Origin of the sequence: Psychrobacter sp. UBA6291 (genome assembly GCF_002439405.1) — a bacterium.
GTDB classification, from domain to species: domain Bacteria; phylum Pseudomonadota; class Gammaproteobacteria; order Pseudomonadales; family Moraxellaceae; genus Psychrobacter; species Psychrobacter faecalis.
Window position 1 is genome coordinate 68,590 of record NZ_DJUD01000068.1, and the last position, 12,126, is coordinate 80,715.

The 12,126-nt window shown below is 42.5% G+C and carries 9 protein-coding genes and 4 tRNA genes; 9 read left to right on the plus strand and 4 right to left on the minus strand.

The window, feature by feature from the left end:
* Positions 1 to 54: 54 nt before the first annotated feature.
* The 4 genes from B3R91_RS11325 to B3R91_RS11340 form a co-directional block, all read right to left on the minus strand.
* Positions 55 to 396, minus strand: coding sequence for a hypothetical protein (locus B3R91_RS11325; protein ID WP_068404012.1), 342 nt, complete (start codon positions 394 to 396; stop codon positions 55 to 57).
* 246 nt (positions 397 to 642) lie between these two features.
* Positions 643 to 1,128: a hypothetical protein gene (locus B3R91_RS11330; RefSeq protein ID WP_286797702.1), complete on the minus strand. Its 486-nt coding sequence runs from the start codon at positions 1,126 to 1,128 to the stop codon at positions 643 to 645.
* A gap of 269 nt (positions 1,129 to 1,397) precedes the next feature.
* The gene (gene polA, locus B3R91_RS11335; protein ID WP_286797703.1) at positions 1,398 to 4,364 is read right to left on the minus strand and encodes a DNA polymerase I; all 2,967 of its coding nucleotides are present in this window, start codon (positions 4,362 to 4,364) and stop codon (positions 1,398 to 1,400) included.
* 199 nt (positions 4,365 to 4,563) lie between these two features.
* Positions 4,564 to 4,977, minus strand: a complete 414-nt coding sequence (locus tag B3R91_RS11340) for an organic hydroperoxide resistance protein (protein ID WP_144298045.1) — start codon at positions 4,975 to 4,977, stop codon at positions 4,564 to 4,566.
* A 304-nt stretch (positions 4,978 to 5,281) separates the two neighbouring features.
* On the opposite strand from B3R91_RS11340, the gene B3R91_RS11345 reads away from it, so the two are divergent.
* The 9 genes from B3R91_RS11345 to B3R91_RS11385 form a co-directional block, all read left to right on the plus strand.
* Positions 5,282 to 6,199 carry a hypothetical protein gene (locus B3R91_RS11345; RefSeq protein WP_191691082.1) on the plus strand — a complete coding sequence of 306 codons (918 nt, stop codon included), beginning with the start codon at positions 5,282 to 5,284 and terminating at the stop codon, positions 6,197 to 6,199.
* Between the two features lie 173 nt (positions 6,200 to 6,372).
* On the plus strand, positions 6,373 to 7,968 hold the full coding sequence (locus tag B3R91_RS11350; protein WP_286797706.1) for a peptide chain release factor 3: 1,596 nt from the start codon (positions 6,373 to 6,375) through the stop codon (positions 7,966 to 7,968).
* A gap of 199 nt (positions 7,969 to 8,167) precedes the next feature.
* A complete protein-coding gene (locus tag B3R91_RS11355; protein WP_286797707.1) occupies positions 8,168 to 9,022 on the plus strand; it encodes an RsiV family protein in 855 nt (284 codons plus the stop codon).
* Positions 9,023 to 9,135: 113 nt separating this feature from the next.
* Positions 9,136 to 10,173 carry an FHA domain-containing protein gene (locus B3R91_RS11360; protein ID WP_286797708.1) on the plus strand — a complete coding sequence of 346 codons (1,038 nt, stop codon included), beginning with the start codon at positions 9,136 to 9,138 and terminating at the stop codon, positions 10,171 to 10,173.
* 305 nt (positions 10,174 to 10,478) lie between these two features.
* Positions 10,479 to 10,554, plus strand: a tRNA-Thr gene (locus B3R91_RS11365).
* 64 nt (positions 10,555 to 10,618) lie between these two features.
* Positions 10,619 to 10,702 (plus strand) — tRNA-Tyr (locus tag B3R91_RS11370).
* 85 nt (positions 10,703 to 10,787) lie between these two features.
* A tRNA-Gly gene (locus tag B3R91_RS11375) sits at positions 10,788 to 10,861 on the plus strand.
* Between the two features lie 112 nt (positions 10,862 to 10,973).
* Positions 10,974 to 11,048, plus strand: a tRNA-Thr gene (locus tag B3R91_RS11380).
* 453 nt (positions 11,049 to 11,501) lie between these two features.
* Positions 11,502 to 12,126: GTP-binding protein (locus B3R91_RS11385; RefSeq protein WP_286797709.1), on the plus strand; the 625-nt coding region annotated here is incomplete at its 3' end.

The window sequence follows — 12,126 nt, forward strand, 5'->3', positions numbered from 1 at the left end:
ATAATGTTCGGTATTTTTTTCTAAATTATTTGCTGTTTTATTCAGGTGTAATGTCTAAAAATTGTCATCATTAGAAACTTTAGCCGCATCTCTGTCAGCAATATCGACGATGTCAGGATAATCTTTATCGTCTAGATTGTCTTCGACCAACACCTCATCAATCCGAGCTTCATCGATATTTTGGCGATGTATCGGTGTCAGTCCTTGGGTGGCGTCCGTACCGACTTCAGAATTATTAAATCCTGCGCTATTGTCGATGACATCGTCGTCATCAAAGGTGTGCAGCATAGGATTGTTTAAATCAATCTCTTGGCTACCGTCTTCATTATCATCAATGCTGCTATCGCCTTCGATATGGTCCATTTCTTCTGGTAATGGGGTTTTTGAATTGTCCATGGTTGTGTCCTCATTATAGTTATAATTACGATTAAACGGGTTGTTTATAATTATCAAAATTATGCTTATCAGTTTGCCGCGTTATAATCGCAACTAATAGTGATGAGGTGTCACAGGATGTGCAAAAAATGTAAGGAGAGATAAAAAACGGCTGCCATTACGAGTTAAGTGGGCAGCCATAAAAAGGTTTTAGCGTTAACTATTTTTCTAAAAAATGTTTTAGACAGTTAACTTAGAACAATTAACCTAGTAATTGGCATTGCAAGGTTGGTGTTGATTTGGTTGATGTAAAAAATAATTTTCAAAATCGCCAAGTTTAAACCGCCACAAGTAAATCAAGGCAATCGTATAAATAATCGTCTCTGAAACCTCTTCGACCATTTCTCCAATACTTTCGGGGATAACAATGGCATTTTCGCCCATATATTGTAAGACCGCTAATACAGCGACTGCAATATACAGGCTGATATTAATATCTTTTAATACCGCCCAAAGGTAACGCCGTGAATAGGCCAGCAAGCCAATAATGACAAGCAAAATAATGGCGAGTACGTTATCTTCCCACCAATCATAAGAATGGGTAAGGAGTGAGAAATCACTAGGAATAAAGAGCTCTGGTAAGTAGTTTAATTCACGACGAATCACTTCAAAGAACACTAACACAGAGGCTAGCCAAAAGTAGCTGCTTGGTTTGCTGCGGCTTTGTATCACATACTGCGTGCAACGTAGCATACAGACTAACAGGATAATATTACCAGGGATTTCGATGATGCTATCTGAATGTAAAATGGAACGCTCCTAGCTTTAAAAACAAAAAAGCGAGCGCGAAGGCTCACTTTATATCGTAAATTACCGCGTAAAAACCAATATTTAAAGCATTAACAGGTAAAAACCAAGCGGTAAAAAACCATCTGACGTAGACTTATTATACTGCGAAGGAAAGCTTACGGCTATTAGCATTTATAAACGCTATCGTTTAAACTTTTCTTTTATTTAAGTCATTAATGCGCTTCGTCCCAATTACTACCAATATCGGTTTCAACCAATAACGGTACGGCAAAGTCCACATTCCAGCCTTTTGCAACAGCCGTTGTGGTCAACACATCTTGCATGGCGTCGGTAATCAGCTGACGAATACTATCGACCTTATCGCTATCGACTTCGAACACCAGTTCATCATGGACTTGCAGCAGCATTTTTACGTGCTCTTTTGGCAAGACTTTATCGACCGCTATCATCGCAAGCTTGATTAAATCCGCCGCTGAGCCTTGCAGTGGGGCGTTAATCGCCGCCCGTTCAGCGCCTTGCTTGACCATACGATTGCTATGATTGATATCAGGAGTATAAAGCTTACGGCCTAATATTGTCTCAACATAACCTTTTTCATAAGCGCTGGCACGGGTATTAATCATATAGTCTTTGACGCTTGGATAACGCTCAAAGTACATATCGATATAATCTTGCGCCTCGCCGCGGCTCATCTGTAGCTGCTTAGCCAGTCCAAAGGCACTCATACCATAGAGCAGACCAAAGTTAATGGCTTTGGCATTGCGGCGCTCAGTGGCGCTGACCGCTTCAACGGCTTTGCCTAAGACTTCAGCAGCCGTTGCCGTGTGAATATCTAAGCCTTCATTAAAGGCGCGGGTTAAGTTTTCATCGCCTGAAAAATGCGCCATCAGACGTAGCTCAATTTGTGAGTAATCCGCGGCTAAAATCACTCGACCTTCTGGGGCAATAAACGCTTGGCGAATCAGACGACCGGTCGCGGTACGAATAGGAATGTTTTGTAAGTTAGGATCGGTTGAAGATAAGCGTCCGGTGCTGGTCAATGCTTGATGGTAGCTGGTATGCACGCGGTCAGTCTCGCTATCTGCGACATTATCGAGTGCATCGGTATAGGTGCTTTTAAGCTTTGATAAGCCGCGATATTCAAGGACAATTTCTACCAACGGGTGGTCAATCTTTGACAATACCGCTTCGCCAGTTGAGTATTGACCTGACTTGGTTTTTTTACCGCCCGCAACGCCTAGCTTTTCAAACAGCATCTCACCGAGCTGTTTTGGTGAGCCAAGATTAAATGCTTCACCAGCGACTTCATAAGCGCGTTTTTCTAGCGCAATGATTTCTTCGTCGAAACGTTGCGATAGCTCGTTTAAGAATGGGCGCTTGATTAAAATGCCATTTGCTTCCATTTGACAGAGTATCTCAGCCGTTGGAATCTCTAACTCGTGTAGCAGCTTGGCATTGTTTTCATCTGCCGCCAGTTTTTCGCTAAATAAGTCGAACAGCTGATAGGTAATGTCGGCATCTTCACAGGCATAATCACTGGCCAAATCAATGGCAACTTGGTCAAAACACACTTGCTTTGCGCCTTTACCAGCAACGTCTTCAAAGCTGATAGTCTGCGTATGCAAATAATGGCGCGCCAAATCATCCATACCGTGGCGAGTAGCGGCTGCGTTAATCACATAGCTGGCAAGCATGGTATCCATCGCCCAGTTATTAGGTTTGGCATGAATACTGCCTAATAGATCGATATCATAAAAGCTAAGAATATGGGCATCATATTTTAAATGTTGACCGATTTTACCAATGTTTGGATTTTCTAAGATGGGTTTTAAGCGCGTCAAAACCATATTGCGGTCAAGCTGTTTGGTAGTCAGCTCATCGCCTTCTAGACTATGAGTTAATGGCACATAATAAGCTTCATGGGCTTTTACCGCAAAAGACAAGCCAACCAATTCAGCCTGACGCCAATAAACGCTGGTGGTTTCGGTATCAATGACAAAATGCGGTGCAGATTCTAATAATGTAACCAAGCTATCAAAAGCAGGTTCATCTAAAACCGTGTGCCACGCTTTATCATGAGTTTTACTGTCTTTGATATTATCGATAATACTTGATTGTAGAGATTTGGCGATTTGTGCTTGCGATTCGGCATCTGCTTGACTGCCGGCAACGCTTTGCGCGCCATTCCCATTAGCATTGGCTGGATGATTGGGATGGTCGAGTGATGCCAACTCATTTCTAAATTCAAGCTCGCTATAGAGCGCGCGTAGCTCATCGATATGAGCGCACGGGTCGGTATTGATTTTTAAATCTCGCCAATCTTGACCAATTTCTAAATCAGTGACGATGGTTGCTAATTGCGCATTAAAGGGAATGTCGTCGGCATATTCGACCAGATTTTTGCCAGCGCGTCCTTTGATATTGGCGACGTTTTTGAGCATGTTATCAATGTTGCCGTATTCGTTAAGCAAGTCTTTGGCGGTTTTTTTACCGATACCGGGTACGCCTTTGATACCATCAGAGGAGTCGCCCATCAGCGTTAAAAAGTCAATCATTTGATTAGGATTAATGCCAAATTTTTCCACTACGCCTGCGCTATCAGTGACTTTACCGGTAAAGCTGTCTTCTAATATCACGCAGTCATTAATCAGCTGCATCATATCTTTATCACCGGTCGAGATAACCACATGATGACCTTCGGCAACGGCGCGATGGGCTAGAGTGCCAATAATATCGTCGGCTTCCGCGCCTTCGATACGTAATAATGGAATCCCTAGCGCCACCACCAAACTATGAATATAAGGAATTTGTTCGGCAAGCTCCACATCCATTTTTGGTCGATTGGCTTTATATTCTTCTGACATGGCATGACGAAAAGTCGGTGATTTGGTATCAAAACAAACCGCCATATGGGTTGGATGATAACGGCGCATGAGTTTTAATAACGCATTTAACGTCCCACGTATGGCGTTAGTGACCAGCCCTTGAGAGTTTTGCATAGTCTTTGGCAAGGCATGATAGGTGCGAAATAAATAATAAGAGCCGTCGACCAAGATAAAGGGTGGCTGCTCTTTATTGACATGGCTGGTATCCATCGTTGCCACATTGGGCATGGTGGCAAAGTTTGGTAGCGTATTGGGATTAATGGGCGAGTGCGAGTTGTGATCGTTGTCGGTCATAGAAAGTCACTTATTATTTATTAGATATAATCAAAAATGAGAAAAAAGATAACCCATTATAACGATAAAAGCGTCGCGTGCCGAATGGCTTAAGAGTTAAGATGTGTACGACCAAAAGGATAGCCAATAAAAAAAGAACCCAGACCAGCTGAGTTCTTTTATCAGTTTTCTTCTGACTAATTAATATTTTTTCTAAGAGTTATTTTACTTCTGACGTCACTTCACTATCGATATTGCCATGGGTGGCTTTCGAATATGGGCAGACTTTATTGGCTTTTTCGACCAGTTTTTGAAATTCATCGGCCGATAGTTCTGTATTTTCACCGATTACATGGATTTTTGCTGCCAATTTAAAGTCTAAACCTTCGCCTTTCATTAAATCTACTGATACTTCGGTAGTCGAGTCAAATTTTGCTTTTTCTTCGCCTTTGACCGCTGCCAGTGCGCCATCAAAACAAGCAGCATAACCCATAGCAAATAACTGCTCTGGATTGTTACCGTCTTTACCAGAACCCGGTGCGACCATGTTAATGGTCAAATCACTATCTTTTAGACTCGCATTACCAGTACGGCCGCCAGTAACGGTAGCTTGTGTAGAATACAATGTTTTCATAACACATCCTTTGTTGTTGATTTTTATAATTAAATGATCTATCTACTATGTGACCTTCCTTAAAAGGCGATTTTACATAGTAACTCCTTAGATTAGCACAGTGGGTAACGCTGAACGTATCGCGCAAGTTTAGAAATGGTAACTTGCTAAAATGTCTAATCGGAGTTCTCTAAAACCACAATAGCAGGATTTTGATATATAAATAACGATACTATTAATGTAAACTAATCACAAAAAGTATTTTACTAACATATTACAGTAACCAAAGTAGCTAAAAAGCGTCTAATCATAAGGACATTGTTTAATGAATGCCTCGCTAAATAAATGGATTTTATTACCAAGTATCGTCTCTCTAATGGCACTTGCGCTCAGCGGCTGCGAAGAAGAGGACGTGTTTTTTGGCGTAGGCAGTAGTAATAATATAACGCTAACGAGATTTGCTGATAGCTATGACAGTAAAGCCAATGCGACTGCGATTGCGCGCATCGATGAAACCTATCGTACCGGTAATTATGAGATTAAAACCAGAAATCTTGTCAATAACTACAGCAATCAAAGTTTAAATACTTTAGACAAAACGGTACTAGCCGATAAGTTCGAAGGACGATTGGAACACAAAAATATTGAAGTCAGTGGGCGCACGGTCAAACGACCTATTTATGAAAAAAACAGCAATAACAAGTTCAATTATCAAACCACTTATAAAACCTTAGATTTATCAGATGTGAAAGCGGATAGTTATAATGCAGGCGTTACGTTAAGCGACAGTCGCGGCATTATGACGGCCTTAAATCACTATTCTAAGCTGCCAACCAATTTAGCCTTTCCAGCAGGCTCGGTTTGCTATATTCCCGTTGTCAGCAGCGAGCGCGCATTTTTAGCCTTTAACGAAAAAGACAACACAGGATACTCGTCGCTTGATAAATGGGTTGCGGCAGCCGAAGCACGTTTTAATGATGATAGAGATTATAGTACCTCAAGGTTTGGCGTTGGTATCAATAATAAGCAAAAAGCGGCGCAAGTGATGTTTTTTGAATATAAAGACCAACCGGCTTATCAGTATAACGGGGTTGAATATAGTAAAGATATTTATGAAGCGGATTATGTGGCCAAAGGTAGTAGCAATCCAAATACCAACAGCTTTCGCGGTGTGGTCGATTGCACGATTGTCAATGATGTCGCCGCTGACTTTTTAGAAAGAGAAATCAAGCGCTACTATTAACGTTTAGAAATACCTAAGGATAAAAAATATCATCACTCTCTATTTGTTCATTAGAGAGTGTTTTTTTATGCGCTAATTCTGCAAGCAAACGCTAAATCCGCTACAATACGCCCATTATTTATCTTATTTGTTTAGCGTGATTTCTAAATCACACAACCGTTGAAGCCGAAATTATGAGCGTAGATCCAAAGAAATTAAGCAAAGAAGTCGCCAAACGCCGCACCTTTGCCATTATCTCGCATCCCGATGCGGGTAAGACCACCATGACCGAAAAGCTGCTGCTATGGGGGCAGGCGATTCAGGTGGTTGGTGAAGTAAAAGGCCGCAAAACTGACCGTCATGCGACATCTGATTGGATGAGTATGGAGCAGGAGCGCGGTATCTCGATTACCACCTCGGTCATGCAGTTTCCTTATAAAGACCATATGGTCAACCTGCTAGACACCCCGGGTCATGCCGACTTTAGTGAAGATACGTATCGTACTCTGACCGCGGTAGACAGTGCGCTGATGATGGTCGATGGCGCAAAAGGTGTCGAAGAGCGGACCATCAAGCTGATGGAAGTTTGCCGAATGCGTGATACGCCCATCATTTCATTTGTTAATAAACTTGACCGTCAGATTCGCGAGCCGCTTGAGCTACTCAGTGAAATCGAAGCGGTATTAAAGATTAAATGTATTCCAGTCACGTGGCCGATTGGTATGGGGCAAGATTTCGTTGGTGTTTATCATTTAACCGAAAACAAAACTTACCTATATGAAAAAGGTCATGGCGGTGAGATGACGGTCTCTGAAACGCGCGAAGGTTATGATTATCCTGATATCCGTGAGCGTTTGGGCAAGCTGATGTTTGATTCTTTTGAAGAGTCGCTTGAGCTGGTACAAATGGCGCTCGAAGACTTTGATGTCGAGGCGTTTTTAAAAGGTGAGATGACGCCTGTATTGTTCGGGACGGCACTGGGTAACTTTGGCGTCAACATGGTACTTGATACCTTGATTAAATATGCGCCGCCGCCAAAATCGCATCCGACCAATGAGCGCGAAGTGGCCGCAACCGAAACCGAATTTAGCGGTTTCGTGTTTAAAATTCAGGCCAATATGGATCCGCGTCACCGTGACCGTATTGCCTTCTTACGCGTGTGCTCTGGCAAGTACGAAAAAGGCATGAAAATGAAGCACGTGCGCTTGGGTAAAGACGTGCGTATTGCCGATGCGCTGACCTTTTTAGCAGGCGACCGTGAAGCGTTAGAAGAGGCCTACCCGGGTGATATCATTGGCTTGCACAACCACGGGACGATTTCTATCGGTGACAGCTTTACCGAAGGCGAAGAATTAAACTTTACTGGTATTCCGCACTTTGCTCCTGAACTGTTCCGCCGTGTGGTGCTAAAAGACCCGCTTAAATCAAAAGCGCTGCAAAAAGGTTTGCAGCAGTTAAGCGAAGAGGGCGCAACGCAGGTCTTTATGCCGCAGATTAATAACGATTTAATCTTGGGCGCGGTCGGTGTCCTACAGTTTGAAGTGGTCGCCCACCGTCTAAAAGAAGAATACAAAGTTCAGTGTATCTTTGAGCCGGTATCGATTGCGACCGTACGCTGGATTCATTGTGATGATGAAGTGGCGCTGGCGAAGTTTAAGAAAAAAGCCCATGACCAATTATCAATAGATGGTGGTGGCTATTTGACCTATCTTGCGCCATCTCGGGTGAACTTGCAGCTGATGCAAGACCGCTATCCTGAGATTACTTTTAGCAATACGCGCGAGCATTAAAATTAGCTTATGAATTCTTATTCTTACCTTTAAAAGACACGCTATCGTGTCTTTTTTATTACGAAAAATTTTGTCGCAGTCAAATATAAGTGCCCGCCTCAACATTAAGTACTCAAAAACACAAACAGTGCGCCTACAATACGGCGTAATAGTTACGGTAGAATATCAATAAACCTTATTTGTAAGTGAAAGAGTCTATATGAAATCTACAACTGACATTCATAACAATAACTCAAGATTTACTAAACGATTTCCATCTCAGCACAGCGTGGGACGTCTGGTTACGTTGCTAAGTAGTGGCTTATTACTTGGGGCTTTAAGCCTATCAGCGCAGGCGGGTAGCTTGATTAGTCATAGCGAATATTTAGAATATGAATTGCCTAAAAAAATACAGGAAAAATGTACGGCGCGTGATAATTGCCCAGATATTGAAGTGAAGTACCTTAAGACCAATCATGCTTGGATAAATAAGCTTGCCAATGCGCGTATTGATAATTTAGTGGTCAATAGTAAGCCAACGGAGTCCGCGCCCATCACCAAGAAAAGTAGCCCAGCCGAGGTCAAAGCTGCCATCGACGGTTTTGTTAGCGCGCAGTTTGCCGACTTACCGCAAGACAGCATTTTCGTCTATAACTTAATGGTGACGCCTGAATACTTGGGTCATGTGAATGATTTTGAGCTGTTTGAAATAAACTCTTATGTCTTTACTGGTGGCGCTCATGGCATGCCTTACAGCGAATATTTGGTGTTTGACCAGCAAACCAAAAAACAAATCCAATTAACAGATATGCTGCAGCCCAATAAAAAATCTCGTTTTAAAGCTTTGGCTTATGATGCTTATAAAGATTGGGTGAAAACGGTCGATGAAGATGCGGCAAGCTATGAGAAAAACTGGCCATTTACCTTAAGTGAGAACGTAACCTTGACTGATAAAGGGATTGATATTCGTTATCAGCATTATTCTATCGGCCCCTACGCATACGGAATGCCTGTACTGAGTATTCCTTACAACAAGCTTGGCGGTATTATAAAACCTCGCTTTATAGCTAAATAATGCTGACAATAATTTTAGCCAGTATGAAGATAAGTGTATAAGAACAGCCATTTATAGAAAGTTATTAGATAAAAATAGCCATTGAATATTTTATAAAAATAAGGAGTGATACCATGACAAACCATACAGAAAATGCCCATACACCTGTGACGACAGAGGATGCAACTTGGCAACTTAATGCCCTGACCGAAGCGTTAGGCGATCTGACCTTGAGCGTCAGTGACAGCCTGTCTGTTGGGCGCGGTAGCGATAATGACGTGGTACTCGGCAGCAAGCAAGTGTCGCGCAATCACGCGGTCTTGAGCGTGTTAAATGGGGAGCTATACGTTAAGGACTTAGAGTCATCGAACGGTACTTTTATCAATGAGCAGCGGATTGAGGGCAATAAATCTCAGCGCCTTAATGCCAATGATACGCTAGGCTTTGCAAGTTTTGACTTTCAGGTAAGTGCGCCCGTTGCTGCGACCTTAGATAATGAACAAGCTGCTCCAGCTGTGTCGGATGAGCCAGTATTAAGCACGAACGCTGTTACGTCTACTGAATCGATACCAGCCGCGGCCGAATCTGCCGTTGTAGCGCCAGTCGTTAGCGAAGCAGCAGATAAAAAGCCAACAATTGAAGAAACGAGTATTCAAGAACCCATCGTTAAAGAAACTGTTGCTGCAGAGCCTGTAATTAAAGAGTCTGCAAGTAACGAGCCTATAATCAACGAACCTATTGCCAAAGAGCCAGTCATCAAAGAAACTGGAATCGATGAGGTATTGTCAGTAGCTGATAATAATGAACCATCAACTTCAACTAGCACACCAGTTGTCGATAAACCAGCACCGAGCGCGGTTCGTCAAGCTCAATATGACACCGATGCGGCAGCGCATGATAAGACCACCACGACCACCTTGCAAGAAGAAGCGGATCCTGACGTCCTACGCGCTAAGCAAGCCGCTACCGCCCAGTTTTCGGGCACGGCCAATTTGGGTCAGCCGCGCGACCTTGGTACATCAGGTAATAATGCCATGGATCAAGCGCTTAACAATCCTGTCAATGCGGGACAAGCTGAGAAAAAACCGAGTGGTGGCTGGTTTATCTGGGTATTTATTGCTATTTTAATCATTGGCCTCGCGCTATGGTTGTTTAATAAAGGCAGCATGTAAGAGTTCTATCTTTATAAACTAAACGGCATTCTCGAAGAAATAAAGCAGTTGCTCGCTTATAAAAATGATGAATTTCATAAAAAACTATGCAATTTTTATAAAGCCATGCAATAAAGGCGGGCAGCTTATACTTTAAAGGATGTCTCATCAATTTAGCTTTAAAAATAGCGGCAAATTTAAGTTAGAAAAAATAGCAATACAATCAAGTGTTTGACAGCTTTTATGAAAATAAAGCTAAAAAAAATGAAAAAGGGCTTGCGTCTAGCAAAATATTTGATAGAATAGCCACCACTTTGAGAGAACAAGCCGACTTAGCTCAGTTGGTAGAGCAACTGACTTGTAATCAGTAGGTCGCCAGTTCGATCCCGGCAGTCGGCACCATCTCTTTCAAAGTCGCTTTTTATGAATTTACTTTCAATTGAAGTGATTTATATCAAGCAATCTAGGTGGGATTGGGGAGCGGTCAAACCCAACAGACTGTAAATCTGTCGCGAAAGCTTCGAAGGTTCGAATCCTTCTCCCACCACCATATTTGTTTTAAGTATGTCCTAGCGCCAAGCATACTCCTTATATTGAATGGCTTACTATTAAAGTCAAATAATATAAGAGTAAATGCGGGTGTGGTATAATGGTAACACCTTAGCCTTCCAAGCTAATGACGCGGGTTCGATTCCCGCCACCCGCTCCATATATGCACCTTCGCAGCAACTATCAAACATCACGACAGTCGGTTATTAGCTGTATCGTGATATTTTTTTTAGTACAACCCATAGGTTGGCTACTGTAGTTTTTAAAAGCATGCTCATATAGCTCAGCGGTAGAGCACTCCCTTGGTAAGGGAGAGGTCTTGAGTTCAATTCTCAATATGAGCTCCATTTATTGTTCAAGCCTTGTCTATATGCTTTACTATTTTGATAAAGCATCACATTTCGACAAGACAATGTATATTACAAAATATTGTAGCAATATCGAATTATAAAATATTGAAAATTATAAATAGAGTGTGGCAGTTAATCATTTAAAGGTGACACTAAGGTGTTGCCTTTTAGTGCTGTCAGTAGGTTTATAAATCTAATTTTTAGCAATATCTATAAAAAGCTGTTTTGTCAATGCGCGCAAGCAACTAGCACAATATGCAAGCGATTGAAAAACAAGTATAATGCCCATATATAAACATGTGATTAAGCTAGTAAGCATCTTGAATACATTCATTTTAGTAGCTAAACCATAGCGTCAACGGTTTGATGGTTATTACGCATCATAAGCCGTCAAACAGCTATTTACCGATCTTTGATTGTTAAAGATTCATCAATAAAGAGGAAATACCCATGGCAAAGGCCAAGTTTGAACGCAGCAAGCCACACGTCAACGTCGGTACCATCGGACACGTTGACCACGGTAAAACAACATTAACCGCCGCTATCGCAACCGTAGCCGCAATCACCTCTGGTGGCGAAGCCAAAGACTACGCGTCTATTGACTCAGCACCAGAAGAAAAAGCACGTGGCATCACCATCAACACCTCACACGTAGAATATGACACCCCAACCCGTCACTACGCACACGTCGATTGCCCAGGTCACGCCGATTATGTTAAAAACATGATCACCGGTGCCGCTCAAATGGACGGCGCAATCCTAGTTGTATCTGCAACTGATGGCCCAATGCCACAAACCCGTGAGCACATCCTGCTTTCACGTCAGGTTGGCGTACCGTACATCATCGTCTTCATGAACAAATGTGACCTTGTTGATGACGAAGAATTGCTTGAGCTAGTTGAAATGGAAGTTCGTGAACTTCTTAACGACTACGACTTCCCAGGTGATGACACCCCAATCGTAAAAGGGAGTGCCACCCAAGCCCTTAAAGGCGACGAAGGCAAATATGGCCAACCAGCCGTAGTAGAACTACTAGGTATCCTAGATACTTATATCCCAGAGCCAGAGCGTGACG